Annotated in this window: 21 protein-coding genes and 1 pseudogene; 6 read left to right on the top strand and 16 right to left on the bottom strand. The window is 74.4% G+C overall.

Annotation, left to right across the window (positions count from 1 at the left end; genetic code table 11):
* Positions 1 to 43: 43 nt before the first annotated feature.
* Entirely contained in the window at positions 44 to 463 is a 420-nt protein-coding gene (locus SM573_RS11605; RefSeq protein ID WP_474614258.1) for a globin, read from the top strand.
* 130 nt (positions 464 to 593) lie between these two features.
* Here SM573_RS11605 and SM573_RS11600 read toward each other — a convergent pair whose 3' ends face one another.
* The 4 genes from SM573_RS11600 to ettA all read right to left on the bottom strand — a co-directional run bounded on the left by SM573_RS11600 (position 594) and on the right by ettA (position 4205).
* On the bottom strand, positions 594 to 1178 hold the full coding sequence (locus SM573_RS11600) for a type III secretion system chaperone family protein (protein ID WP_474614259.1): 585 nt from the start codon (positions 1176 to 1178) through the stop codon (positions 594 to 596).
* 131 nt (positions 1179 to 1309) lie between these two features.
* Positions 1310 to 2062, bottom strand: coding sequence for a DUF8185 domain-containing protein (locus SM573_RS11595; RefSeq protein WP_474616028.1), 753 nt, complete (start codon positions 2060 to 2062; stop codon positions 1310 to 1312).
* A complete protein-coding gene (locus tag SM573_RS11590) occupies positions 2059 to 2505 on the bottom strand; it encodes an acyl-CoA thioesterase (RefSeq protein WP_474614261.1) in 447 nt (148 codons plus the stop codon). The genes SM573_RS11595 and SM573_RS11590 overlap by 4 nt, the downstream gene beginning before the upstream one ends.
* A 23-nt stretch (positions 2506 to 2528) precedes the next feature.
* Positions 2529 to 4205, bottom strand: coding sequence for an energy-dependent translational throttle protein EttA (gene ettA, locus SM573_RS11585; RefSeq protein ID WP_474614262.1), 1677 nt, complete (start codon positions 4203 to 4205; stop codon positions 2529 to 2531).
* Positions 4206 to 4554: 349 nt separating this feature from the next.
* Here ettA and SM573_RS11580 point away from each other — a divergent pair, with 349 nt between their 5' ends.
* Together SM573_RS11580 and otsB are read left to right on the top strand one after the other, a co-directional pair.
* Positions 4555 to 5955 carry an alpha,alpha-trehalose-phosphate synthase (UDP-forming) gene (locus tag SM573_RS11580; RefSeq protein WP_474614263.1) on the top strand — a complete coding sequence of 467 codons (1401 nt, stop codon included), beginning with the start codon at positions 4555 to 4557 and terminating at the stop codon, positions 5953 to 5955.
* Between the two features lie 41 nt (positions 5956 to 5996).
* Positions 5997 to 8558 (top strand): trehalose-phosphatase, encoded by a 2562-nt coding sequence (gene otsB / locus SM573_RS11575; protein ID WP_474614362.1) that lies wholly within the window; start codon positions 5997 to 5999, stop codon positions 8556 to 8558.
* Positions 8559 to 8609: 51 nt separating this feature from the next.
* Here otsB and cobA read toward each other — a convergent pair whose 3' ends face one another.
* The 3 genes from cobA to cobC are packed head-to-tail and all read right to left on the bottom strand — an operon-like array spanning position 8610 to position 12098.
* Positions 8610 to 9863, bottom strand: coding sequence for a uroporphyrinogen-III C-methyltransferase (gene cobA / locus SM573_RS11570; RefSeq protein WP_474614264.1), 1254 nt, complete (start codon positions 9861 to 9863; stop codon positions 8610 to 8612).
* Positions 9864 to 9918: 55 nt separating this feature from the next.
* Positions 9919 to 10998 carry a nicotinate-nucleotide--dimethylbenzimidazole phosphoribosyltransferase gene (gene cobT, locus SM573_RS11565; RefSeq protein ID WP_474616065.1) on the bottom strand — a complete coding sequence of 360 codons (1080 nt, stop codon included), beginning with the start codon at positions 10996 to 10998 and terminating at the stop codon, positions 9919 to 9921.
* Complete coding sequence (gene cobC / locus SM573_RS11560; protein WP_474616027.1) at positions 10998 to 12098, bottom strand: Rv2231c family pyridoxal phosphate-dependent protein CobC; 1101 nt, start codon at positions 12096 to 12098, stop codon at positions 10998 to 11000. The genes cobT and cobC overlap by 1 nt, the downstream gene beginning before the upstream one ends.
* A 131-nt stretch (positions 12099 to 12229) precedes the next feature.
* Here cobC and SM573_RS11555 point away from each other — a divergent pair, with 131 nt between their 5' ends.
* On the top strand, positions 12230 to 14356 hold the full coding sequence (locus SM573_RS11555; RefSeq protein ID WP_474616026.1) for a transglycosylase domain-containing protein: 2127 nt from the start codon (positions 12230 to 12232) through the stop codon (positions 14354 to 14356).
* An 83-nt stretch (positions 14357 to 14439) separates the two neighbouring features.
* Here the strand turns inward: SM573_RS11555 and SM573_RS11550 are convergent, their stop codons facing one another.
* Positions 14440 to 15009: a GNAT family N-acetyltransferase gene (locus SM573_RS11550; protein WP_474614267.1), complete on the bottom strand. Its 570-nt coding sequence runs from the start codon at positions 15007 to 15009 to the stop codon at positions 14440 to 14442.
* The gene (locus SM573_RS11545) at positions 15006 to 16409 is read right to left on the bottom strand and encodes a cobyrinate a,c-diamide synthase (protein ID WP_474616025.1); all 1404 of its coding nucleotides are present in this window, start codon (positions 16407 to 16409) and stop codon (positions 15006 to 15008) included. The genes SM573_RS11550 and SM573_RS11545 overlap by 4 nt, the downstream gene beginning before the upstream one ends.
* Positions 16410 to 16566: 157 nt before the next feature.
* Between SM573_RS11545 and SM573_RS11540 the strand changes: the two genes are divergently transcribed.
* Positions 16567 to 17388 carry an SURF1 family cytochrome oxidase biogenesis protein gene (locus SM573_RS11540; RefSeq protein WP_474616024.1) on the top strand — a complete coding sequence of 274 codons (822 nt, stop codon included), beginning with the start codon at positions 16567 to 16569 and terminating at the stop codon, positions 17386 to 17388.
* A gap of 46 nt (positions 17389 to 17434) precedes the next feature.
* Here the strand turns inward: SM573_RS11540 and SM573_RS11535 are convergent, their stop codons facing one another.
* From SM573_RS11535 to SM573_RS11520, 4 genes and pseudogenes are all read right to left on the bottom strand, one after another.
* Positions 17435 to 19018: an ATP-dependent DNA ligase gene (locus SM573_RS11535; protein ID WP_474616023.1), complete on the bottom strand. Its 1584-nt coding sequence runs from the start codon at positions 19016 to 19018 to the stop codon at positions 17435 to 17437.
* A 279-nt stretch (positions 19019 to 19297) separates the two neighbouring features.
* Positions 19298 to 19504 carry a hypothetical protein gene (locus tag SM573_RS11530; RefSeq protein WP_474614271.1) on the bottom strand — a complete coding sequence of 69 codons (207 nt, stop codon included), beginning with the start codon at positions 19502 to 19504 and terminating at the stop codon, positions 19298 to 19300.
* Positions 19505 to 19581: 77 nt separating this feature from the next.
* Positions 19582 to 20928: a M20/M25/M40 family metallo-hydrolase gene (locus tag SM573_RS11525; protein ID WP_474616064.1), complete on the bottom strand. Its 1347-nt coding sequence runs from the start codon at positions 20926 to 20928 to the stop codon at positions 19582 to 19584.
* Positions 20921 to 21868: pseudogene (locus SM573_RS11520) on the bottom strand (uridine kinase family protein); the annotation flags it as partial. The pseudogene SM573_RS11520 and the gene SM573_RS11525, both read right to left, overlap by 8 nt.
* A 188-nt stretch (positions 21869 to 22056) precedes the next feature.
* Here SM573_RS11520 and SM573_RS11515 point away from each other — a divergent pair.
* On the top strand, positions 22057 to 22458 hold the full coding sequence (locus tag SM573_RS11515) for a rhodanese-like domain-containing protein (protein ID WP_474614365.1): 402 nt from the start codon (positions 22057 to 22059) through the stop codon (positions 22456 to 22458).
* 104 nt (positions 22459 to 22562) lie between these two features.
* Here the strand turns inward: SM573_RS11515 and SM573_RS11510 are convergent, their stop codons facing one another.
* The 3 genes from SM573_RS11510 to SM573_RS11500 all read right to left on the bottom strand — a co-directional run bounded on the left by SM573_RS11510 (position 22563) and on the right by SM573_RS11500 (position 26135).
* Entirely contained in the window at positions 22563 to 24104 is a 1542-nt protein-coding gene (locus tag SM573_RS11510; protein ID WP_474616022.1) for a cobyric acid synthase, read from the bottom strand.
* Positions 24101 to 25153 carry a cobalamin biosynthesis protein gene (locus tag SM573_RS11505; RefSeq protein ID WP_474614366.1) on the bottom strand — a complete coding sequence of 351 codons (1053 nt, stop codon included), beginning with the start codon at positions 25151 to 25153 and terminating at the stop codon, positions 24101 to 24103. Before SM573_RS11505 ends, SM573_RS11510 begins: the two co-directional genes overlap by 4 nt.
* Before the next feature lie 205 nt (positions 25154 to 25358).
* Positions 25359 to 26135 carry a single-stranded DNA-binding protein gene (locus SM573_RS11500; RefSeq protein ID WP_474614273.1) on the bottom strand — a complete coding sequence of 259 codons (777 nt, stop codon included), beginning with the start codon at positions 26133 to 26135 and terminating at the stop codon, positions 25359 to 25361.
* Between the last annotated feature and the right edge of the window lie 180 nt (positions 26136 to 26315).

Below are 26315 nucleotides of genomic sequence, written 5' to 3'. Positions count from 1 at the left end.
CGGCGGTACCGCCGCCGGTGGGGACGCCTGGCAGGATGGAACGGTGAACCCCGCAGGCGAATCCGACCGTTCCCGGCCGTCGACGACCCTCTTCGACGCGATCGGCGGCGAGCCCACGTTCCGCAAGCTCGTGGACGAGTTCTACGCCGGTGTCGCCACCGACCCGCTGCTCCGGCCGATGTATCCGGAGGAGGACCTGGGCCCGGCGGCTGATCGGCTGACCCTCTTCCTCATCCAGTACTGGGGTGGCCCGAACACCTACTCGGCGCAGCGCGGGCACCCACGGCTGCGGATGCGGCACGCGCCGTTCCGCATCGGGGTGGCCGAGCGGGACGCCTGGCTGCGGCACATGCGTCGCGCCGTGGACCGGCTCGACCTGCCCGCGGAGCACGCCACGGCGCTCTGGGACTACCTGGAGCGGGCCGCGTTCTTCATGGTCAACGTGATGGAGGACCCGGCCTGACCCGGCCCACGGCGCCGGTCCACCGAGCCGGCGCCCGCACCGACCGGCCAACGGTCAGGCCAGTCGGGCCCGTGCGCGGCGCCCGGCGCGACCCTCGACGCGGCGGTCCGAGCCGGAGCGCCGGGGGCGCTCAGAGCAGCGCGCCCTCGTCGTGCAGCCAGTCCACGAAGCTGGTGGCCACCGCGGCGCCGCAGTCGAGCATCTCGACCAGGAGTGCGTCGTGCGTCCCGGCGCCCAGGGGCACCTGGAGCTCCGCGTAGATCGGCAACTGGCCGCGTTCGGTCGGGTCTCCGATGTAGGCCTTGCAGAACCGACGGGTGTGGTTCCACTCGTTGACGACCCGGTAGGCCCGGTCGGCCCAGTCCGGCGGCACGGTCGCGTGTGGACGGGCCCGCATGACGAGGATCTCGTCCTCCGGCCCCTCCAGGGTGACCAGTACGGCGTGCCGCTCCCACATGGCCAGCAGGTTGCCGTCACCGTCGGCCAGGTAGCGCACGTCGAGCAGGTCGAGCGCGTCGCAGACCCGGCTCAGGGTGACCGGCGCCACCGTGGCCGGCATCTCGGCGAGGACGGACCGGTCGTTGGGCTTACAGTCGTCTCCCGGTTGGCGCGGGGTCGGTGGCCCCACCCGGACGGTGCCTTCCACTGTGATCCCGCTTCGGGTTTCCGGACTGCCGCCGTTGGCGGGACCCGGTCGCCATGACCACCACGGCATCGCTCGCGCACCTCACTCCCCAGCGGATCCAGCCGCCTACCGTGCGTTGGATCCGAGGATGGACGGTACCCGGACAGCCGGGTTGAAGCATCCCCCCAACGCCCGCCCCAAACCAGAAGTACGACTGGAGGTCATACTTTCGGGTGAGCGGTGAGGGGGGTCAGCGCAAGATTCCCACCGTTCTGCAACCAGGCCGCTCCGTACGGTCCCACCAGACCGACCCATCGGCCCGCCGTGCGGACCTGCACGTCACCCGCGGCACGGGGCTCGCCGGGGCCACCGAGGAAGCCCATCCGGACCAGCCCCTGCACCAGCCGCTGCGGCACCTCGACCGCCGGACCGGGCGGTTCGTCCGGCGTGACAAGCACGGCCACGTGGTCGAGCAGCGCGTCACGCAGCGCCCGCTGCCCCACGGCCCGGCCACCCACGCCCTGCTCGCTGGCGGCGCGCAGGGTGCCCGCCGCCGCCCGGGCGATCCGCCAGAGGTCGTCGGCGGGGATGGTCTCCACCTGCCGGCTCGCGGCCGGCGGCAACGGCCATCGCCACTGGGCGTCGCGGCGGGGCGGCAACCCCGGCCCCGAGCGCTCCAGCTCCGCCAGCAGTTCGCCGGCTCCGACCGACACGTCGTCGGCGCCCGACCCGGCCACCGTCCGCACCACGAGCACCTGCCACGGCAGCCGGGCCCAGAGGGCGGTCCGGCCGGACCCGGCCGGCCGTAGCCGTACCGGCGCGGCGGGGTCCAGGCGGACCAGCCGGGCCAGGAAGGCGCCGGCGTCGGCCACACCGAGGATGCCGTGGCCGCCCCGCGCCGCCCCGGCGGGCTGCTCGGCAGTGCCGCCGACCCCGCCCCGGTCGCTCGCGCGCGCCGCCTCCGGGCGGGTCACACCGACCCGCCCGACGGCGCGTGGTTGAGCAGGAACTCCCGTTCCCGCTCGGTGATCCGCCGGGGCACCTGCCGGCGCAGGTCGTACGGCACCAGCACCGACCGCGCCCGGCCGGCCAGCACGTCACCGTCGAAAAGCTCGTACGCCACCGTGAAGCGCGACGCCCGGATCTCCTCCACCCACAGCTCGATGCGCACGGTCGGCGCGGCCTCGACCGTGGAGCGGTCGAGGGAGTAGTCGACCGGGCGCAGGTAGTCGACCTCGTGCCGGCGGATGACCACACCGTCGGCGAACGAGTCGACGCCCCACGCCCGGGCGCCGGCGAACATCAGCGCCACCCGCGCCTCCTCGTAGAGGGTGAGGAAGCGCGAGTTGTTGACGTGACCGTAGGCGTCCAGGTCGGACCACCGCAGTGTGCAGTGGTAGACGAAGCGGTCACTCATGGTCCGGTACCGGTCGGCGGCTCTCAGTCACGGGTCAGCTTGCGGTACGTCACCCGGTGCGGGCGGGCGGCCTCGGCCCCGAGACGGTCGACCTTGTTCTTCTCGTACGACTCGAAGTTGCCCTCGAACCAGAACCACTTCGCCGGGTTCTGGTCGTCGCCCTCCCAGGCCAGGATGTGCGTCGCGACCCGGTCCAGGAACATCCGGTCGTGGGAGATCACCACGGCGCAGCCGGGGAACTCCAGCAGCGCGTTCTCCAGGCTGGAGAGGGTCTCCACGTCCAGGTCGTTGGTCGGCTCGTCGAGCAGGATCACGTTGCCGCCGATCTTCAGCGTCAGCGCGAGGTTGAGCCGGTTCCGCTCGCCGCCGGAGAGCACCTTGGTCGGCTTCTGCTGGTCCGGCCCCTTGAAGCCGAACGCCGCGATGTACGCCCGGGACGGCATCTCGACCTTGCCCACCATCAGGTGGTCCAGCCCGTCGGAGACGGTCTCCCAGACCGTCTTGTCGCCGGCCAGGCCCTGCCGGTTCTGGTCGACGTACGACAGGGAGACGGTCTCGCCGACCCGGACCTCGCCGCTGGTCGGCTGCTCGAGCCCGACGATGGTCTTGAACAGGGTGGTCTTGCCGACGCCGTTCGGGCCGATGATGCCGACGATGCCGTTGCGCGGCAGCGAGAAGGAGAGGTTGTCGATCAGCACCCGGTCGCCGAAGGCCTTGGTGAGGTTGTTGGCCTCGATGACCGTGTTGCCCAGGCGCGGGCCCGGCGGGATCTGGATCTCCTCGAAGTCCAGCTTGCGGGTCTTCTCCGCCTCGGCGGCCATCTCGTCGTAGCGGTCGAGACGGGCCTTCGACTTGGTCTGTCGGGCCTTCGCGTTGGAGCGCACCCACTCGAGCTCCTCGGAGAGGCGCTTCTTCATCTTGGCGTCGCGCCGGCCCTCCACGGAGAGCCGGGCGGCCTTCTTCTCCAGGTAGGTGGAGTAGTTGCCCTCGTAGCCGATGGCCCGGCCCCGGTCCAGCTCCAGGATCCAGCCGGCCACGTTGTCGAGGAAGTAGCGGTCGTGGGTGATCGCCAGTACGGTGCCGGCGTACTTGGCCAGGTGCTGCTCCAGCCACTGCACGCTCTCCGCGTCCAGGTGGTTGGTCGGCTCGTCGAGCAGCAGCAGGTCGGGCGCCTCCAGCAGCAGCTTGCAGAGCGCGACCCGGCGGCGCTCACCGCCGGAGAGCTTGGTGACGTCGGCGTCCGGCGGCGGGCAGCGCAGCGCGTCCATGGCCAGTTCGAGCTTGGAGTCGATGTCCCACGCGTCGGCGTTGTCCAGCTCCTCCTGGAGCCGGCCCATCTCCTCCATCAGCTCGTCGGAGTAGTCGGTCGCCATCTGCTCGGCGATCTTGTTGAACCGCTCCAGCTTCGCCTTGGTCTCGGCGACCGCCTCCTCGACGTTGCCGAGGACGGTCTTGGCGTCGTTGAGCGGAGGCTCCTGGGCGAGCAGGCCGACGGTGTAGCCGGGCATGAGCCGGGCCTCGCCGTTACTCGGCCGGTCCAGCCCTGCCATGATCTTGAGGAGGCTGGACTTACCGGCGCCGTTCGGACCGACCACACCGATCTTGGCCCCCGGCAGGAAGTTCAGCGTCACGTTGTCCAGCACGACCTTGTCGCCGTGCGCCTTGCGCGCCTTTTCCAGGACGTAGATGAACTGGGCCACGGTGCGGGCTACCTCCGTAGGTTTCGACTGGGAGCCGGCGGGCGAGGGCGCGGGCGGCGGATGCTCCCGCGGCCGCCGACCGGGGGGCCGGCCGCACGCACGCCGTCGTCAATCCTGACAGGTGAGCGGCGCCTCGCCCACATCACCCCGCCCGAGGGCGTACGCCCGCGTCGCGGCCCGTCGGGCCGGCCGCCCCCGGCGGCGGACGGCGGAGCGGGTGTTGACAAGATCACCGGGGGGATTCGTCGAGCGTGGGACGGGTAGGGAACTCCGGCACAGGGGCCCAGACGCCGCAGCTACGCTCAGTACGCTCATGCGGTTGACCCGTCAGCACCGGAGGTGGCCGAACGTGACCGTCCGCAGCTCCTTTGTCGTAGTGGCGAACCGCCTGCCTGTCGACGAGGTGAGCACACCAGAGGGACGGCAGTGGCGCCGCAGCCCGGGTGGGCTGGTGACCGCGCTGCACCCCGTCCTCGCCGAGCACCAGGGCACGTGGGTCGGGTGGGCCGGTGGCACCGGCGCGGCGCCCGAGCCGTTCGACCTGGAGGGCATCCACCTGCACCCGGTGCCGCTGAGCGCCGAGGAGCTGGAGCGCTACTACGAGGGGCAGTCGAACGCGACGATCTGGCCGCTCTACCACGACGCCGTGGAGACGCCGGTCTACAAGCGGCGCTGGCGGGAGACGTACCGCCTGGTCAACGCCCGCTTCGCGGAGGCCGCCGCGGACGTCGCGGCCGAGGGCGCGACGGTCTGGGTGCAGGACTACCAGCTCCAGCTGGTGCCGGCGATGCTCCGTGAGCTGCGGCCGGACCTGCGCATCGGCTTCTTCCTGCACATCCCGTTCCCGCCGATCGAGCTGTTCATGCAGATGCCGTTCCGCACCGAGATCCTCCGGGGTCTCCTCGGCGCCGACCTGGTCGGGTTCCAGCAGCGGCTGGCCGCGCAGAACTTCGTCCGGCTGGCCCGGCACCTGCTCGGGCTCCGGTACGAGGGCCAGATGATCCAGGTCGACGGCCGGCAGGTGAAGGCCGGCGCGTTCCCCATCTCCATCGACACGAAGGAGATGGAGCGGATGGCCGCCGACCCGGCGGTGCAGGCCCGGGCCAAGGAGATCCGGGAGGAGCTGGGCAACCCGCGCACGATCATCCTGGGCGTGGACCGGCTCGACTACACCAAGGGCATCGAACTGCGTCTCAAGGCCTTCCGCGAGCTGCTGGCCGACGGCAAACTGAGCGTCCCGGACGCGGTCATGGTGCAGGTCGCCACGCCCAGCCGCGAGCGCGTCGAGCACTACCAGGCGCTGCGCGTCAAGGTGGAACGCGAAGTTGGTCGGATAAATGGCGAATTCGGCAGGGTCGGGGTGCCGGCGGTGCATTATCTGCATCAGTCGTACAGCCGCAGCGAACTCGCCGCGATGTACGTCGCTGCCGACGTGATGATGGTGACCCCGCTGCGAGACGGGATGAATCTGGTGGCCAAGGAGTACGTGGCATCGCGCGCCGACCAGGGTGGCGCGCTCGTGCTCAGTGAGTTCGCCGGCGCCGCCACCGAGCTGCGCCAGGCGTTCCTGTGCAACCCGCACGACCCGGACGCGGTCAAGGACGCCCTGCTGCGGGCCGTGCACGTCGAGAAGCCGGAGGCGCGCCGCCGCATGCGGACAATGCAACGCCATCTACGTACCAACGACGTCGGCCACTGGGCCCAGTCGTTCCTCACCGAACTCGGCGCCCCGGAGGCGGAGGCCGCGTGACCACCCCCGTTCCCGGTGGCGCCGTCGTCGCCACCGACGTCATGGACCGCGAGCTGCGCGCCGCCATCGGCCGCATCGCCCGCGTACCCCAGCTCCTGGTCGCGTGCGACTACGACGGCACCCTGGCGCCGATCGTCGAGGACCCGAGCAAGGCCGTCCCGCTGCCCGAGGCGGTGGCGGCGGTCCGGGCGCTGGCCGCGCTCCCCCAGACCACCGTGGCGGTGGTCTCCGGCCGGGCGCTGCGCGACCTCGCCGCCCTCTCCCGGCTGCCCAGTGAGGTGCACCTGGTGGGCAGCCACGGCTCCGAGTTCGACATCGGTTTCGTCGAGCGCCTCTCCCCCGAGCTGATCGCGATCCGCACCCGGCTGCGGGACGCGCTGCGCGAGATCGCCGCCGCCCACCCGGGCATCCGGCTGGAGCGCAAGCCGGCGAGCGTCGCCGTGCACACCCGCGGCGTCGACCCGCAGGTCGCCGCCGCCGCCATCGAGGCGGTGCGCAGCGGCCCGGCCACCTGGGACGGCGTCACCGTCACCCAGGGCAAGGAGGTCATCGAGCTGTCGGTGGTCGCCACCCACAAGGGCACCGCGGTCGACCAGCTGCGCACCCAGCTCTCCGCCAGCGCGGTGCTCTTCATCGGCGACGACGTCACCGACGAGAACGCCTTCGGCAACCTGCACGGTCCGGACGTGGGCATCAAGATCGGCCCTGGTGACACCCAGGCCGGCTACCGGGTCGCCGAGCCGATCGAGGCCGCCCGCGCCCTCGGTCTGCTGCTGGAGACCCGGCGGCACTGGCTCTTCGGCGAGCGGGCCGTGCCCATCGAGCGGCACTCGATGCTGGCCAACGGGCGGACCGTCGCGCTGCTCACGCCGGAGGCCAAGGTCACCTGGCTCTGCCACCCGAAGCCGGACTCGGCGGCGATCTTCGCCGACCTGGTCGGTGGCAGCCCCGCCGGGCACTTCAGCGTCTCGCCGGAGCGCGGTGGCATCCCACTGGGCCAGCGCTACCGCTCCGGCACCATGACCGTGGAGACGCGCTGGTCCGGCCTCACCGTCACCGACTGGCTCGACAAGCCGGCCAAGGAGACCACCCCCGACGGCCCGGCCGTCGTCACGTTCGACTCGACCCTGGTCCGGGTGCTCACCGGCACCGGGCGGGCCCGCATCGAGTTCGCGCCCCGGCCCGAGTTCGGCCAGGTCGCCGTGCAGCTGCAGCCCCTCGACGACGGCCTGCTGGTGCTCGGCTCCAACGAACCCGTCGCGCTCTACTCCCCGGGCGTGGAGTGGGAGGTCACCAGCGACGGCAACTACGAGAGCGCCCGGGCCGTCGTCGACCTCCGGGCCGCCGGCGGCCAGATCGTGCTGGAGCTGCGCTTCGGCACGCACAGCCTGGAGCACCACCGGCTCACGGTGCACGAGCGCCAGGCCGCGGCCGAGCAGCCGTGGAAGGACTGGGTGGCCTCGCTCCGGCTGCCCAACACCGCTCGCGACCTGGTCGTCCGCAGCGCCCTCACGCTGCGCGGGCTCTGTCACGAGGCCACCGGCTCGATCCTCGCCGCCGCGACCACGTCGCTGCCGGAGGAGCTGGGCGGCGTCCGCAACTGGGACTACCGCTACTGCTGGCTGCGCGACGCCGCGCTGACCGCCCGGTCGCTTGTCGACCTCGGCTCCACCGAGGAGGCCGAGGGGCTGCTGCGGTGGATCGACGGGGTCGTCGAGCGCACCGGCGGCCACCCGGAGCGGCTGCACCCGCTCTACACGGTCGACGGGTACGAGCTCGGCGCCGAGGCGGTCATCGACACCCTGCCCGGCTACGCCGGCTCCCGGCCGGTGCGGGTGGGCAACCTGGCCAACCACCAGCTCCAGCTGGACGTGTTCGGTCCGGTCGCCGACCTGATCGCCGCCGTGGCCGACCTGCGCGGCTCGGTACGCGAGACCGAGTGGCGGGTGCTGGAGTCGATGGTCGAGGCGGTCTCCCGCCGCTGGCACGAGCCCGACCACGGCATCTGGGAGGCGCGTCTCCCGCCTCGGCACCACATCTTCTCCAAGGTCATGTGCTGGATGACCGTGGACCGGGCGCTGCACGTCGTCCGCCAGCACGGCGGCGAGGACCGGCCGGAGTGGGTGGACCTGCGCGACCGGATCGCCGCCAACGTGCTCGAGTACGGCTGGCACGAGCACGCCGAGGCGTACAGCGTCGCGTACGGCGACGAGGACATGGACGCCTCCTCGCTCTGGATCGGCCTCTCCGGCCTGCTCCCGGGCGACGACCCGCGCTTCCTCTCGACCGTGCTCAAGATCGAGGCGGACCTGCGCAGCGGCCCGGTCGTCTACCGCTACCACTGGGACGACGGCCTGCCCGGCCGCGAGGGCGGCTTCCACATCTGCACGGCGTGGCTCATCGAGGCGTACCTCCGCACCGGCCGGCGCGGTGACGCCGAGGAGCTGTTCGCCCAGATGATCGACACCGCGGGGCCGACCGGCCTGCTCCCCGAGCAGTACGACCCGCTCGCCGAGCGCGGGCTGGGCAACCACCCGCAGGCCTACAGCCACCTCGGCCTGATCCGCTGCGCGCTGCTGCTGGACAACATGCTCAAGCAGTGACCGCGACCGGCGGCCCCGGGCTCCCCCACGGGCGCCCGGGGCCGCGCCGCGTCAGGGGGCGGGCGGTGACAGGGTCGTCACCACGTCGCCGACCACCACGATCGCGGGTGGGCGCAGGTCGGCGGCCGCGACGTCGGCGGCCACCGTGCCGAGGGTCGAGCGGAGCACGCGCTGGCCGCCCGTCGTCCCCTCCTGCACCACGGCCGCCGGGGTCTGCGCGGGCCGGCCGTGCGCGACCAGGGTGGCGGCGATCGCGGCCAGGTTCTTCAGCCCCATGAGGACCACCAGGGTGCCGCGCAGCGCGGCGAGCGCGTCCCAGCGCACCAGCGAGGCCGGCGAGTCGGGCGCCACGTGCCCGGAGACCACGGTGAACTCGTGGGCCACCGCCCGGTGGGTGACCGGGATGCCGGCCACCGCGGGCACGGCGACGGCGCTGGTCACCCCGGGAACGACGGTCACCGGCACCCCGGCGGCCGCGCAGGCCAGCAGCTCCTCACCGCCCCGGCCGAAGACGTACGGGTCGCCGCCCTTGAGCCGCACCACGAACCGGCCCGCCCGGGCACGGTCGACCAGGATCCGGTTGATCTCCTCCTGGGCGCGGGACGGCCCGTACGGGATCTTCGAGGCGTCCACCAGCTCCACGTCGGCGCGCAGCTCGTCGAGGAGCAGCCCCGGCACCAGCCGGTCGGCGACCACGACGTCCGCCCGGGTGAGCAACCGCCACCCCTTCACCGTGATCAGCTCGGGGTCGCCCGGCCCGGCCCCGACCAGGGCCACCCGGCCGCCGGGACGATCCCCTTCCGCCGGGTCGGCCGACAGCGGGCCGCCGCGCGCGGCCAGCAGGTCACGAACGGCGTCCCGGACGCTCATCGCCCGGCGAGGGTCGCCCCCGCCCAGCACCGCCACGGTCACCGGGCCGTGCCGGGTGACGGCGGGCGTCCACGCCGTCGCGGCGAGCCGGTCGTCGGCGCGTACGCAGAAGACGCGCCGGTCCTCGGCCGCCGCGCTGACCGCCGAGGCAGCCACCGGGTCGTCCACCGCCACCTGCACCAGCCAGGCCCCGTCCAGGTCGGCGGGCGTGAACCGGCGTGCCGCCCAGCGCAGCCGGCCGGCGTCGGCGTGCGCGCGCAGGGCGGGCGTCAGCTCCGGGGCCACCAGCAGGACGTCCGCACCCGCGTCCAGCAACGCCGGCACCCGCCGGGTGGCCACCGCGCCGCCACCGACCACCACCACCCGCCGCCCCCCGAGGCGCAGACCGAGTGGGTACGGGGAGCCGCCTCCCGGCGGGGTGTCCCGCTCGCTCACACCGTCACCTCGTCGCCGGGCCGGCCGGCCCGCGCGCATCGTCCTGCGGGCGCCCTCACTTCTCCACCACCCCGGCCGAGTCGAACGTGGCGACCTCGTGCAGCACCCGGACCGCTCCGGTGACCACCGGCAGCGCCAGCAGCGCGCCCGTACCCTCGCCGAGGCGCAGGCCCAGGTCGATCAGCGGTTCGAGGCCGAGCCGCCGCAACGCGAGGGCGGCGCCCGGCTCGGCCGAGCGGTGACCGGCGACCATGGCGCCCACGGCGTCCGGGGCGAAGGCCGCGGCGGCGAGAGCGGCCGAGCCCGCGATCACCCCGTCCAGCAGCACCGGGACCCGCCGCGCGGCGGCACCGAGGATCAGCCCGGCCAGCGCCGCGTGTTCGAGGCCGCCGATCGCGGCCAGCACGCCCAGCGGATCGGCCGGGTCCGGCCGGTGCCGGTCGAGCGCCGTCCGCACCACCTCGACCTTCCGGCGGTACGTCGGGTCGTCCACGCCCGTGCCGCGCCCCGTCGCGTCGGCCGCGTCGGCGCCGGTGAAGGCCGCGATCAGCGCGGCGGCGGGCGTGGTGTTGCCGATGCCCATGTCACCGGTGAGCAGGATCCGGGCCCCGCCGTCGATCAGCTCGTGGGCGACCCGGAGTCCGGTCTCCACCGCCGCCCGGGCCTCGTCGCGGGTGAGCGCCGCGGTCACCGTGAGGTCCCGCGTGCCGGGCCGCACGGTGGCGCTGACCAGCCGCGGCCCGCGTACGTCACCGGGGACGGGTGACTCGGCGCCGGGGATCGGCGTGGCCACACCGACGTCGACCACGGTGACCGAGGCGCCGGCCTGCCGGGCGAACGCGTTGACCACCGCGCCGCCGCCGAGGAAGTTGGCGATCATCTGTGCCGTGACCTCCTGCGGCCAGGGGCTCACTCCCTGGGCGTGCACGCCGTGGTCACCGGCGAAGATCGCGACGGCGGCCGGCTCCGGCAGCGGGGGTGGGCAGGCCCCGGCGAGCCCGGCGAGGCGTACCGAGAGCTCCTCCAGGGCGCCGAGCGAACCGGCGGGCTTGGTGAGCCGCCCCTGCAACTCCCGGGCCGCCGCCATCGCGGCCTCGTCCAGCGGCCGGATCGCCGCGATGGTGGTCTCCAGCATCATGCCTCCAGGATCTCGCCCAGTACCCGGGTGAACGCGTCGGTGGTGGCATGATCCCGCACCGCCACCCGGAGCCAGTCCGGCCCGAGGCCGGGGAAGGTGTCGCCCCGGCGTACGGCCCACCCGCGTTCGCGCAGCGCGACGCGCACCGCGGCGGCGCCGGGGAGGTGGATCAGCACGAACGCGCTCGCGGGCCGGCCGGCGACGCGTACGCCCGGCAGGTCACCGAGACGGGCCACCAGGTGGTCGCGGTCGGCGGCGAGCCGGGCGGCGATGGCGCGCTCGGCCTCGACCGCGAGCGGGCCGGCGCAGGCGGCGGCCGCCGCGAGCGCGGGCGTGGAGACCGCCCAGAGCGGCTGCACGGCGGCCAGCCTCGCCAGCAGGTCGGGCTCGCCGAGGAGGTAGCCGATCCGCAGCCCGGCCAGCCCCCAGGTCTTGGTGAGGCTGCGCACCACGAGCAGGCCGGGCAGGTCCCGGCGGCTCGCGAGGGATTCCGGTTCACCCGGGCGACCGGGCGCGGCGGTGGTGTCGGCGAACGCCTCGTCGACCACCAGCACCCGGCCGGGACGGGCCAGCGCGGCGAGGGTCGCGGCCGGGTGCAGCACCGAGGTCGGGTTCGTGGGGTTGCCGATCATGACCAGGTCGGCGTCGGCGGGGATCCGGGCCGGATCGAGGCGGAACCCGTCGGCGGCGTCGAGCAGGACCCGTTCCACCCGGTGACCCGCCGCCCGCAGCGCCGCCTCGGGCTCGGTGAACTGCGGGTGCACCACGACCGGCCGGCGTACGCCGCGCAGCGCCTGGGCGATGAGCACGAACCCCTCGGCGGCGCCGGCGGTGAGCAGCACCTCCTCCGGGGGGCGGCGGTGCCGGGCGGCGACCGCGGCGCGGGCCGGCGCCGGGTCGGGGTACCGGGCGAGGTCGGTCAGCGAGGCGGTGATGGGCCCGGACAGCCACGGCGGCAGCGGTGCCCGGCGCACGTTGACCGCGAGGTCGACCAGCCCTTCGGCCACCTCCGCGTCGCCGTGGTGACCGAGGTCCGGCTCGGCCGCGGCGGGCCGCTCCCCGACCTCCGGCGATGTCCCGCCCGGCAGATGACGCATGCCCGCGATCCTGCCGGGAAGCCGGCGCGCGGGACAGCCGATCACGGCGTGGGTCCCGTCACCACCGCCGAACCTCCGCCCGTTTATGAATTCTTCTCATTTCCGAATCGGAAATGTCATAGCTTGGCCCTGTGAGCAACCGACCCCTTGCCACCGCTGGTCGTGCCGTTCCTCTCCTCCGCGCCGGGCTGATCGCCGGCATCGTGATCGCCGCTGTCGCGTACCCCGTGGTCGCCTTCACGGGTCTCGGCGCCAAGGCCACCGCGCACGCCACGGAGCACAAGACCAAACTGCTGACCACCGCCCTGCCCGCGGAGACCTCGTACCTCTACGCGCCGGACGGTAAGACGATGCTGACGATGTTCTACGAGGAGTACCGGCAGTACACGAAGCTGTCGGACATGTCGCCGAACATCCAGCAGGCCATCGTGGCCGCCGAGGACTCGCGCTTCTACCAGCACCGGGGCGTCGACCCGAAGGGCGTCGTCCGGGCCTTCGTGGCCAACGCCCGGTCGAGCGGGGTGTCCCAGGGCGCGTCCACACTCACCATGCAGTACGTCCGCATGGCGTTGCGGGACAGCGCGACGACGCCCAAGGAGGTCCAGGAGGCCACCCAGCAGACCAGCCTGCGCAAGATCAAGGAGATGCGGCTGGCGCTGGACCTGGAGAAGGAGCTGAGCAAGGAGGACATCCTCGAGCGCTACCTGAACTCCGCGTACTTCGGCCACCGGGCGTACGGCATCTACGCGGCCAGCGAGATCTTCTTCTCGAAGACGCCGAAGGACCTCACCCCGGTCGAGGCGGCGACCCTCGCCGGGCTGGTCAAATCGCCGAGCGAGTACGACCCGGCGACCTCGGACCAGAAGGACGCCACCGCGCGGCGCAACTACGTCCTGGACCGGATGGGCCAGCTCGGGTACCTCTCCCCGGACGCCGTCGCGTCGGCCAAGTCCGAACCGATCCGACTCAAGCTGAGCTACCCGCCGAACGACTGCACCGCCATCCCGCAGAAGTACAACAGCTGGGGCTTCATGTGCGACTACGTGAAGAACTGGTGGAGCGCGCAGCCGGCGTTCGGCGACAACCGGCTGGAGCGGATGGACAAGCTGCGCCGCGGCGGCTACCGGATCGTGCTCAGCATCGACCCGAAGATCCAGGAGGCCGCGGAGAAGAACCTCGGGGCCGGGACCGGCAGCCCGTTCGCCAACGGCATCGTCGTCAGCGAGCCCGGGACCGGCCGGGTCAAGGCGATGGCGGTGAACCGGACGTACTCGCTGGACCTCAGCGAGAACCCGCAGAGCTCGAACCCGGAGGCCGGGCCCAAGGTCAAGGCGAACTACCCGAACACGGTGGCGCCCCTGCTCGGCGGCGGTGACCTGCCGGGCTACCAGGCCGGGTCGACGTTCAAGATGTTCCCGATGCTCGCCGCGCTCAACTCCGGCATGCCCCTCTCCACCTCCTTCAACGCGCCCTACCGCTACCAGTCGAAGGTCTTCGACGGCTGGGCGCCGTCCAACGCCAGCGGGGCGATGAGCGGCCAGCAGACCATGTGGTCCGGCTTCGGCAAATCGGTCAACACGTACTTCGTCTGGCTGGAGGAGCAGATCGGCGCCGAGGCGGGCGTCCGGCTCGCGGAGCAGCTCGGGCTGCGCTGGCGCACCGACGTCGACCGCGACCAGGCCTCCCCGGAGAAGGTGAAGAAGTGGGGCGCGTTCACGCTCGGCGTCTCCGACGCCACCCCGCTCGAGATGGCCAACGCGTACGCGGCCATCGCCGCCGACGGCCGGTACTGCGAGGCGATGCCGGTGCAGGGCATCTTCAACCGGGACGGCACACCGGCCACCTACACCACCGCCTCCGGGATCACCCGCGAGGTCGCCAAGCCGCGCTGCCGGCAGGTCGTGAGCGCCGACGCGGCGCGGGCGGCCACCGACGCGGCCCGCTGCCCCACGGGGGACACGCCGGCGCGGGGCGGCTGCGGCGGCTGGTCGACGGCGGACAGCGTCCGCGGCACGGTCGGCCGGCCGGTGGCCGGCAAGACGGGTACGACCGACAGCACCCGGTCCGCCTGGTTCGTGGGCTACACCCCGGAGTTGGCCGCGGCGAGCTTCATCTCCGACCCGGACAACCCGTTCAACGCGGTCGGCGACGGGCAGTCCCAGATCCCGATCGCCGCGGTGGCGGAGACCCTGCGGGACGGCCTGAAGGGCAAGCCCACCCGCCAGTTCACCCCACCCTCCGACGCCATGGTCGGCTGACCACCGCGCGCCCGGCCGGACCGCCCGGCCGGGCGCGCTTGCCCAGCCCACCCGCCAGCGGCGAACCTCGTCCACGCCAGGGGTCAGCGGAGGTCGGCGGCCACGAACGACCAGAGTTCCAGGTCGGTGCGGGCGCCGCGGACGTAGCCGGCGTTGCGCAACAGGCCCTCGTAGCTGAACCCGGCCTTCTCGGCCACCCGTCGGGAGGCGGTGTTGCCGGGCGCCACCCGCAGCTCGACCCGCTGGAAGCCGTGCTCCAGGATCAGCGCGATCGCCACCGCGTCCACCGCCTCGGCGGCCAGCCCGAAGCCACGGGCGTGCGGGGCGACCGCGTACGAGATCTCGGTGAGCCGGGCGCCCCAGTCGGTGCGCCGCGTCCAGAGGCACCCCACCAGCCGCGCGTCCTCCCGACGGATCACCCCGTAGTGGTCGCCGTCGCCGCTGTCCCGCCGCTGGCGGGCCAGGTCGGTGCACCAGGCGTGCCCGTCGATCGGGCCCGAGTCGTCGGCCAGCGGCAACCACCGGCGGGTCAGCTTGTCGGCGAGGATCTCCCCGACGAGCGGCGCGTCCGCGGCCACGAGCTGCCGCACCTCCGTGCGCGGGGTGGAGACGATCAACGTCGGGAAGCGGCGGACCGCCACCTGACCGATCACGCGCTCGCCCCACCGGGCCCGGCCGGCACCGGCTCGGGGGCCGGCTCGGCCACCGCCGCGGCCACCAGCCGCGAGGCGATCTCCGGGTAGCCGGCCCAGTGCAGGGCGAGCTGGGAGGCGTGCACGTTGCGCCAGACGAAGCCCTCCGGCGCGCCGCCCTCCCAGCTCCAGGCCGGCCGCTGCCCGGCCCGCGGATCGAGCACCGCCCGGTGCTCCTTGTGCCCGACCAGCACGGCGCCCTCCGGGGCGACCACGCTCGTGGTGCGGGCCGTCGCCTCCCGGTAACCGATCACCATGCCGTCGCGGCTGGCGCCCACCGCGTCCAGCACCCCGCACATCGGCAGCCCGTCCAGCTCCCGCGCGAGCCACAGCAGGCCGGCGCCCTCCGCGATCACCGGCCGGCCGGTGCGGGCCAGCTCGGCGACCGCGATGCAGAGCCGCCGGTTGGCGGAGAGCTGCTCGGCGTACGCCTCGGGGAGGGCCCCGCCGATGACCAGCGCGCGGGTCTCCGGCGGCAGCGCCTCGTCGCGCAGCGGGTCGACCGTCACCACCTCGGCGCCGGCGGCCCGGAGCAGCTCGGCGGTCTCCGGCGTGCTGTAACTGCCGCCCGGCGCGCCCGCGAGCGCCACCACCGGACGCCGCGCGGGAGCCTCCACCGCGCCCAGCGCCTCCGCCGGCGACCAGGCGGTCGCGGGCAGCGGCGGGGCGGAGCGGGCCAACCCGAGCAGCCGGTCCAGGTCGACGGTCCCGGCGACCGCCTCCCCGAGCCGGCCCACCACCCGCTTCGCCTCGCTGGAACCGTCGATCGCCGGCAGCACGCCGTGCCGGCGGCTCGGCAGCACCGCGGGGAGGTCCTGCCGGCGCAGCGCACCGTAGACCGGCACCCCGAGGTCCTCCAGCGCCTCGCGCAGCATCGCCTCGTGCCGGGACGACGCCACGCGGGTGAGGATCACCCCGCCCAGCCACAGCTGTTCGTCGTACGACCGGAAGCCGTGCACCAGCGCCGCCACCGACTGACCCATCGCCGCGACGTCGACCACCAGCACCACCGGGCTGCGCAGCGCGATCGCGGCCGCCGCCGTCGAGTCGTCCTCGGGCCGGCCGGTGACGCTGTCGTACAGCCCCATGCTGCCCTGGACCAGGGCGAGCCCGGCACCGGCGGCGCCGTGGGCGAGCAGGGGCGCGAGCCGATCGGCGCCGACCAGCCGGGGGTCGAGGGTGCGCCCGGGGCGGCCGGCGGCGAGCCCGAGGTAGGCGGCGTCGATCCGGTCCGGTCCGATCTTGAACCCGGCGACCTCGACCTCGCGCTCGGCGAACGCGGCGAGCAACCCGATCGCCAGCGTGTTCTTGCCGTGCCCGGAGGACGGCGCGCTGAGCACCAGGCGCGGCACGACGGTCATCATCGACTCCTCGCGTGCGGGGGTACGCGGCTGCGGGACCAGCGGTCCGCCCGGTGACCATACCGGTCCACACCGATAAGTGAGTGACACGCAACGACCTGTCGCGGGCCGCAGCCGGACCGTCGCGGGCAGTGGTCCTCGTCATACGAGTAGCCTCGTGGGCGTGTACCGGTTCCTGCTGACCCCGCGCTGGCTCGGCATCCTGGCGTTGACGCTGGTCGCCGCCACGGTGATGGTCTTCCTCGGCAACTGGCAGCTGGACCGCTACCGCGGGCGCACCGAGATCAACGAGCGGATCGACGCCGGCGAGCGGATGACCCCGGCGCCGCTGCGCGACGCGCTGCCGGCCCCGACCGGTGGCGCGGGCACCGCCGGCCCGGCCCCGGCCGAGGAGAAGGTCTGGACCCGGGTGACGGTCACCGGCCGGTACGACGCCACGAACACCGTCCTGGTCCGCAGCCGTACGGTCGACAGCCGGGTCGGTTTCGAGGTGCTCACCCCGCTGGTGCTGCCCGACGGCAGCGCGGTGCTCGTGGACCGGGGCTGGATCCCGCCGGCACCGGGCGGTGCGACGGCCCGACCGGAGGTGCCCGCCGCCCCCACCGGCGAGGTGACGGTCGTCGGCCGGGTGCACGAGAGCGAGAGCCGCGCCGACGCGGTGGAGCGGCGCGACGGCCGGCTGGAGACCCGCCGGATCGCCGTGCCGCGACTGGCCCGCGAACTGCCCTACCCGATCTACGGCGCCTACGTGCTGCTGGACGAGCAGACCCCGGCGGCCGACCCGGCCTTCACGGCGGTGCCCGTGGGGCACACCAACAACTGGCAGAACTTCGGGTACGTCGTGCAGTGGTGGCTCTTCGCCGGTATGACGCTGGTCGGCTACGGCTGGGCGGCCCGCCGGGAGGCGCGCCGCGCCGCCGGCCCCGACACCCGCCCCGTCGACCTCGCCGCCGAGCCGGAGCCGAGCCGGTCGGCGTGACCCGCGCCGCGAGCACCCCTGCCTGCGGGGCTCGGGTGCGCGGTGGTCAGCCGGTGAGGCGACCGGCGTGGATGGCCCGGACGGCGTCGATGGTGTCCGCCTCGGCGGCCGTCTTGTCGGTGCGGTAGCGGACCACCCGCGCGAAGCGCAGCGCCATCCCGCCCGGGTAGCGGGAGCTGGTCTGCACCCCGTCGAAGGCGATCTCGACGACCTGCTCCGGTCGCACGCGGACCACCCAGTCGCCCTTCTCCACGGCGAGCTCCAGGAACCGCTCCGTCTGCCAGCGCAGCACCTCGTCGGTGAGGCCCTTGAACGTCTTGCCGAGCATCACGAAGTCGCCGGTGCGTGGATCACGGGCGCCGAGGTGGAGGTTGGAGAGCCAGCCACGCCGCCGGCCGCTGCCCCACTCCACGGCGAGCACCACCAGGTCGAGCGTGTGCCGGGGCTTCACCTTCACCCAGGCGGCGCCGCGCCGGCCCGCGTCGTAGGGCGCGTCGGGCGCCTTAACCACGACTCCCTCCTGGCCGGCGTCGATCGCCGCGGCGAACGCCGCGCCCGCCTGCTCGGCGTCGTCGACCTCCACCCGGCCCACCAGCAGGGACTCGTCGACGGCGGCGGCCAACGCCGCCCACCGTTCGCGGCCGGGCAGATCGATCAGATCCTCGCCGTCGAGGTGCAGCAGGTCGAAGAAGTACGGCGTCAGCACCGCCTGGCCCGTCGTCTCGGCGGCCGCGATCACCGCCGGGGCGACCGGCGAGCGGCCGGCGGTGCTCGGCGTGGTGCGGCGGGCCGCCCGGCTCGACGTCTGCTGGAACGGCAGCGGGCGGCCGGTCTCGTCCAGCCCGATCGCCTCGCCGTCGAGCACCAGCTCCCGGCCGGGCAGCGCGCGCACCGCGGCCACCACCTCCGGCACCCGGCCGGTGATCTCGTCGAGGCTGCGGGTGAAGACCGCGATGTCCTGCCCGGAGCGGTGCACCTGGATCCGGATGCCGTCGAGCTTGACGTCGACCACCGCCGGGGTGCCGGTCGCGGCGAGCGCCTCGTCGACCGAGGGCGCGCTCTGCGCCAGCATCGGGGCCAGCGGCCGCCCCACCTGGAGGCGGAACGCGGCCAGCGCGGCGGTGCCCCCGTCGAGCGCGGCCGCCGCGACCGCACGCAGGTCACCGGCGAGCAGCAGCGCCCGGCGCACGGCCGCCACCGGCACCTCGGCGGCCTTCGCGATCGCGTCGGCGAGCAGCCCTGCCTGGGCGCCCTGGCGCAGCTCGCCGCTGAACAGGCCGGTCAGCAGCCGCTGCTCCTCGGCGGTCGCCGCGGCGTAGAGCGCGCCGAGCAGCGCCCGCCGCCGTGCCTGCGAACCGGGCCCGTGCACCGCGGCGATCCCGTCGATCGCGGCGTCGACCCCGGCGACGGTCAACGTCGGCTCGGTGGCCGGCGGTGGCAGGTCGCGCAGGCTCGCGTAGCCCACGCCGGTCTGGCGCTGGCGCAGCTCACCGGCCAGCCACCCGGCGCCCGCCGGCACCTCGGCCGGGTCCAGCGCCCGCAGCGCGCCGGCCAGCAACTCCACCTTGGCGCGCCGGCCGCTGGTGGCGGCCACGGCGGCGGAGGTGGCTGCCAGATCGAGGAACCGCACGGGTTCATCCTGCCAGCCACCTCCGACACCACCCGGGCATTGCCGTGCCCGGGAGTTCGGGATTGGCCTGCGCCGTCGCCGAGCCGGAGGGGCCGCGGGGCGGCCTCGGTCGCAGCCCTCGCCGCCCGTGCCCCGACCGGCCCGTCACGGCCGGTGGATCGGCGATGTGGCGGTCCTGGTACGACCGAACCCGCCACCTCGCCGAGACCGCGTCGACCAACGGCGTCGATCAGCCCGAGCCCGGCGAGACGCCCAGCCGCGGCCGGCCGGGCCCGCTGGTCAGGCCGAGACCGGCTCCTCGATTCGCAGCCCTCGGCCGCGGACCTCGTCGGCGACGCGGGTGAGCATCGAGTCGAGCGCGACCAGGGCGGCGGAGAGCTCACCGAGCTGTTCCTTGAGCGTGTCCTCGGGCCACGCGGAGACGTCGACGTCCCCCAGAGCGCTGACGGCGGCCTGCAACCGGGCCATCACCTCGTTCGTACTCATGTTCGAAAGGCTATACCAGCCGCCCGTACGACACGCCGCAAAGTCCAGAATCGACCGGGGCGTTATGGTTTCGACATCTAGCTCCGGCCCGCCTCGGCCACCTTGGCGAGCAGCAGCGCCTCGGCCAGGCAGACCCGGGCGAACTCGCCCAGGTGCAGGCTCTCGTTCGGTCCGTGCGCCTTGGCGTACGGGTCCTCCACACCGGTCACCAGGATCGCGGCCTGCGGGAACATCTCCTGGAACGTGGCGATGAACGGGATCGAGCCGCCGACGCCGATGTCGACCGGGTCGGTGCCGTCCCAGGCGGTGCGGAACGCCGAGCGGGCGGCGTCGAACATCGGGCCGGTCGCGTCGATCACGCACGGGTCCCCGTCGTGCTCGAAGGTGACCGTCACCTGGGCGCCCCAGGGCGCGTGCTTCTCCAGGTGGGCGCGCAGCACCTCGTACGCCCGCTTCCGGTCGTCGCCCGGCGCGAGCCGGACGCTGAGCTTGGCCTTCGCGGACGGGACCAGGGCGTTCGGCGCCTCCCCGGTGGGCGGCGCGTCGACGCCGAGCACCGACAGGGCCGGCTTGGTCCAGAGCCGGTCGGTGAGTCGGCCGGTGCCGATGAACTGCACGCCCTCGGCCAGCCCGGCCTCGGCCCGGATCCGGTCCTCGGGGTAGTCGACCTCCGCGCCCTCCCGGCTGACCAGGCCCTCGACCGCCACGTCACCGGCGTCGGTGTGCAGGGTGGAGAGCAGTCGCACCAACGTGGTGAGCGCGTCCGGCACCGCGCCGCCGAACATGCCGCTGTGCACGGCCTGGCCGAGCGTGCGGACCTCGACGAAGCAGTTCACGATGCCGCGCAGCGAGGTGGTCAGCGCCGGTACCCCGATGTCCCAGTTGCCGGAGTCGGCGATCACGATGACGTCCGAGGCGATCTCGTCGCGGTGCTCGGCGAGCAGCCGCTCCAGCGAGTCGGAGCCGTACTCCTCCTCACCCTCGATGAACAGCACCACGCCGACCGGAAGCCGGTCACCGTACGCCCGCAGCGCCGCCACGTGCGCCATGATGCCGGCCTTGTCGTCGGCCGCGCCCCGGCCGTAGAGGCGGCCGTCCCGCTCGACCGGCTCGAACGGGTCGGACTCCCACAGCGACAGGTCGCCGACCGGCTGCACGTCGTGGTGGGCGTAGAGCAGCACCGTCGGCGCACCGGGCGGGGCGGCCTTCTTGCCGATCACGGCGGGCTGACCACCGGAGCGCACGATCCTGACGTCCAGGTCGCAGCCGCGCAGCAGCTCCGCCACCGCCTCGGCCGAACGCTCCACGTGCGAGTGGTCGAAACCGTCGAAGGCGATGCCGGGGATGCGGACGAGGCGCTCCAGGTCGGCACGGACACCGGGCAGTTCCCGCTCGACGGCGGCCCGTACCTCGGACTCGGACATGATCGGTGTGGTCATGACCGGCATCGTATGCCGGCCTTACCGCAGTCGGCCTGCCCGGTCGGGAAGTCGCGGGTCAGCGTGCGTCGTCGGCGCCGTCGTGATCCCGGCACGCCGCGCCACCGTCGTCCCCCCGGCGCACGTAGTACCGGCCGCGGTCGTGCGGCAGACCCGGCGCGCCGTCGACCACCAGGTCCGCGTGCGCGGCCGTACGGTCGGCGGTGAAGTGCGCCGCCTCCCCCCGGTGCCAGCGGCGCAGCTCGGGAAGGATCTCCGGCCCGTCCCGGGCGACCGCGCGGGCGAGCCGCAGCGGCGCCGGGGCGGTCACGAACACGGCGAGGCTCAGCTCCGGTCGCACCGCGGCGCGGGCCGCACTCACCCCTTCGAGCACGAGCACCGGGCCGACCGGCACCGGCACCGCGTCGGGGAGGAAGCGCCGCCGCACCCAGCTGTACCGCTGGTACGCCCCCGCTCGGCCCGCGCGCACCGGCCCCAGCACCCGCTCCTCCAGCCGCGGCCAGAAGGTGAGGTGGTCGTCCCAGCCGTCGAGCAGGTCGTCGGTGTGCACCACGGGCGGCCGGGCACCGCCGAGAAGCCCGGCGAGCGCCTCCGCGAGGTGCGTCGCGAAGCGACTCTTGCCCGCGCCGCTCGGCCCGTCCACGGCCACCAACCGGGTGCGCCCCAACCGCGGCGGGCCGGCGAGCACCCCGCGGGCCAGTTCGACGTACGCCTCGACGACCGCGACCGGGCGCGGCGCCGGAGCCGGCGCGGTGCCGTCGCGGCTCACCCTTGCGCACCCGCCGACGGACCGGCCGTCGCCCGTTCCCGCCGCTGCCGGGGACGCACGGTCCCCCGTGGCCGGCGCGGGCTCGGCGCGAGGGCGCCCGCCGGAGGACCGGCGGTGCGGGCGGTGGTCGACACCGCGCCAGTATGCCGGGGCCACCGTGGGCGGTAGCGCTGCTGCCGGACCCGCGTGCCGGGCGTCGCGGCTACCGGGCCCGTTCGGGGTACGGGACGGACGCCGTCCCGCCCACGTCCGGGGGAATCACGTCACCCACTGGTTGGCGCCGGACCGTTCCCGAGGCAGGGCAGCGGGTGGCTGGGCATGATCAGGACGTGCTCCGTGACGTGATGAGCCCCGGCATCGAGGCCCTGCTGGAACAGGCCCGCTCCGGGCTGCACCGGTTGACCCCGCACGAGACCGTCGAGGCGGTCCGCGGCGGCGCGCTGCTGATCGACATCCGTTCCGACCGGCACCGTGGCGAGCAGGGCAATCTCCCCGGTGCGATCGTCATCGACCGTACGGTGCTGGAGTGGCGGCTCGACCCGGCGAGCCCGTGGCGCATCCCCGAGGCCACCGGGTACGACCGGGAGATCGTGGTGGTGTGCCGGCACGGCTACAGCTCCAGTCTGGCGGCGGCGAGCCTCCAGGCGCTGGGGCTGCGCCGGGCGACCGACATGATCGGCGGCGTCCAGGACTGGATCACCGCCGGCCTGCCCCTCTCCGACCAGCCCGCCGACCTCCGCCCCTGACACACCCGAACGGTTCAGGGCACGGGCGGTTCGGGGCGCGGGCGGTTCGGGGCGCGGGCGGCTCCAGGTGCGGGCGGTTCGGGGCGCGGCTGTGGTGTCGCCTGTCAGACGGGTGGGGCGCCGGGCGGGACGAACGGGAGGCCGGGCGGGGGGCCGGTCTCGATGAGACGCCAGAGGGCGTCGGTGTCCAGGTGTTCCTCCACGAGGTCGCCGAGCAGGTCGAGCGAGCGCTCCCGGGCTGCGGCGAACGCGTTGTCCGGCGCGACCCGGAACCCGTGCCGCCCGGCCAGGCGGGCCGCCTCGGTGAGGAACCGGCGGCGGAACTCGTCAGACTCGAACGCGCCGTGCCAGTGCGTGCCGTGCACCGCGCCGACGATGCCCCCCTCGCCCTCGCCGTCGTCCGGGCTGATCAGCGGGGTGAGCCCCGGATCGGCCGCGGAGACGTACCCGTGGTGGATCTCGTAGCCGGAGACCGGCGCGCCCCCTGCGGCGGTGCCCACTGACTGCCGGACGGTCTTGCGCGGGTCGAAGGTGATCTCGATGGGCAGCAGCCCGAGCCCGGGGACGCTGCCCCTGCGGCTCTCCACCGGGTCATGGATGGCGCGGGCCAACATCTGGAAGCCGCCGCAGATGCCGAGCAGCGGCTTGCCGGCCGCCGCGTGGGCGAGGACCGCGTCGGCGAGACCGGTCTCCCGCAGCCAGGCGAGGTCGGCGACCGTCGACTTCGAGCCGGGCAGGACGACGAGGTCGGCCGAGGCCAGCTCGGCCGGCTCCACGGTGAGCCGTACGCGGACTCCCGGCTCTGTCGCGAGCGCCTCGACGTCGGTGGCGTTGCTGATCCGCGGCAGCCGGACGACGGCCACGTCCAGCCACTCGGTGCCGTGCGGAGCGGCCGGGCGGCCGAGCACCCGCCCGTACGCGAGCGAGTCCTCGGCGTCCAGCCACAGGTCGAGCGACCAGGGCAACACCCCGTACGTCGGGCGGCCGGTGACCCCGCGCAGCATGTCCAGCCCCGGCTGGAGCAGGCCGAGGTCACCCCGGAACTTGTTGATCACGAAGCCGGCGACCAGCGCCTGGTCGGCCGGGTCGAGCAGCGCCACCGTGCCGAACATGGACGCGAAGACCCCGCCCCGGTCGATGTCCCCGACGACGATCGTGGGCAGGCCGGCGTGCCGGGCCAGGCCCATGTTGACGTAGTCGCCCGCGCGCAGGTTGATCTCGGCCGGGCTGCCGGCGCCCTCGCAGATCACCACGTCGTACGTCGCCCGCAGCTCGGCGAGTGCCGCGTACGCCGTCTGCGCCAGCCGGGGGCGCAGCGCACGGAAGTTGCCGGCGGTGACCGTGTCGACGGCCTCGCCGAGCAGCACCACCTGACTGGCCAGATCGCTGCCCGGCTTGAGCAGCACCGGGTTGAAGCGCAGGTCGGGGGCGAGCCCGCAGGCGGCCGCCTGCATCGCCTGCGCCCGGCCGATCTCGCCGCCGCGCCCGTCGGGCCCGACCACCACCGCCGAGTTGTTCGACATGTTCTGCGCCTTGAACGGGGCCACCTTCACGCCCTGCCGGTGCAACCAGCGACAGATCCCCGCGGTGAGGACGCTCTTGCCGGCGTCGGAGGTGGTGCCCGCAACCAGCAGCCCGCCGCTCACCGGCGCCCCCGCCCACTCATCGCCGACTCCGTGACCGCGCCGCGCGGGCTCCGCGCGTCGGGGCGGAGGGCGGGCCGGGGCAGCGCCGCCCGCAGGGCGCGGCGGCCGGCGGCGGCCACCAGACGCCCGACGGTCACCGGATAGGCGGCCGTCACGGCCAGGGCGGCCAACCCGACCGCGCCGGAGATGCGGGCGGCCCGGGCGAGGTGCCGCGCCTCGGGACGCGGGCCGTCACCGAGGAACGGCCGCACCTCGGACCGGCCGAAGTAGACGTTGCGCCCCCCGAGCCGCACGCCGAGCGCTCCGGCCATCGCCGCCTCGCACTGGCCGGCGTTCGGGCTGGGGTGGTCGTTGCGGTCGCGCCGCCAGACCCGCCAGGCGTGCTCCCGGTCGCCGTCGGCGATCGGGGCCACCGCGACGGTGAGCAGGCCGGTCAGGCGCGCCGGGGCCAGGTTGAGCAGGTCGTCGAGGCGGGCGGCCGGGGTGCCGAAGCGGGCGTACCGCGGCGAGCGGTGCCCGACCATCGCGTCGAGGGTGTTGGCGGCCCGGTATCCGAGGAGGCCGGGCAGACCGGCTACCGCACCCCAGAGCAGGGGCGCGACCACGGCGTCGGAGGTGTTCTCCGCCACCGACTCCACTGTTGCTCGGGCCAGCTCCGGCTCGTCGAGCGTCGACGGGTCGCGCCCGCAGAGGTGGCCGAGCCGCTGCCGCGCGGCCGGCAGGTCGCCGTTGCGGAGGTTGCGGCCCATCACCTCGGCCTCGTGCCGCAGCGTCCGGCCGCCCAGCACCGTCCAGGTGCCGGCCGCGACGAGTGCCGCACGGGCGATCGGCCGACGCCGGGTCGCCACCGTGGCGGCCGCGCCCAGCAGCACCGGCACCCCGACGGCCAGGGCGGTGAACGCCGCCCCCGCGCTCCGTTCGGGGCGGTAGATCCGCCGCTCGAGCGCCGCCGCCGCACGGCCGAACCCGGCCACCGGGTGCCAGCGACGCGGGTCGCCGACCAGCCTGTCCAGGGCGTACCCCGCCACCAGCCCGGCCGCGTTCGCCATCGGCGTCACCTGCCGCACGCGCATCACCTCCGGCCGGCCAGCCTAGACGAGCACCCTGAGCCGACCGGCTCGCGCGCCGCACGCCGGCGGCGGCGCTCCCGGCGCGGGCGCTCCTGGCGCGGGCGCTCCCGGCGGCGGCGCTCCCGGCGCGCGGGGTGACGACCTCCGCCGGCACCCCGCCCCCGTCGCGCCGGACGCCCGCCGGTCACGCAGGCTGGGGCACCCGTCCACGGCGACCGCGACGGGGCGACCCGGCCGCGGCCGCCGGCTCGTCGGGAACCGGGGCCAGGTCGCCGTCGCCGGGCTCGTCGGCCGGCGGCGCAAGCTCGTCGTCGTCACCCTCCATCGACGCCTCGCCGCCGTCGGCCTGACGGCCGAACGCGTCCGCACCCGGGGCCGCGAAGGGATCCGCCGGCTCGGCGACGGCGGCGGACGTGATGCCACTGAACACGTCACGACCGTCACGCGGGGTGGAGAAGTCCGGTAGTTCGACGTCGTCGTCGAGCTGCCGGCGGTCGGGCAGCGCCGGTGCCTGCCCGTCGGGCACCGGCTCGGTCGGCTCACCGTGGACCCGGCTCTCGGCCTCCGCGTCCTCGACGGTGCTGGTGGTCATGCTCGGGCGGTTGCGCAGGAAGCGGGCCCGACCGCGGGACAGGTCGTGACCCACCGCCACCGCCTCCAGCTCGTAGAGGGTGCGGTGGTTACCGGCGTCGTCGGTCCAGTCCCGCGTGTAGAGCCGGCCGCAGACCACCACCGGGTCGCCCACCATCACCGATGCGGCCACGCCCTCGGCGAGCTTCCGCCAGCAGTTCACGCGGACGCGCAGGCTGTTGCCGTCGACCCACCGACCGCTGTCCCGGTCGAGCCGCCGAGCCGTCGAGGCGACCTTGAAGTTGGCCACCAGGGTGTTGGACTGCGTGGTGCGTCGCCACTCGGGGGCGGTCAGCACATTACCGACGATCGTGACGTAGGTGTCGAACATCGTCCCTCCAGGGAATCGGGGGTGCCATCGCGAGTCGACTCGTCCCGAGCCTGCGCGGGCCGGTCCCGCCGCGCCACCACGGGTGTCCGTGCTGTGGATGACGCGACCGCCTGTGGACAACGCCCTGATCAAGCTGCCGTCTGCTAGGCAAGGGCGCGCGGAGGAGGCCCCGGCGGGCCG

It is taken from the genome of Micromonospora xinjiangensis (assembly GCF_056150165.1).
Note: the sequence above shows the minus strand (reverse complement) of the source record. Positions and strands in the feature narration are given on the sequence as shown.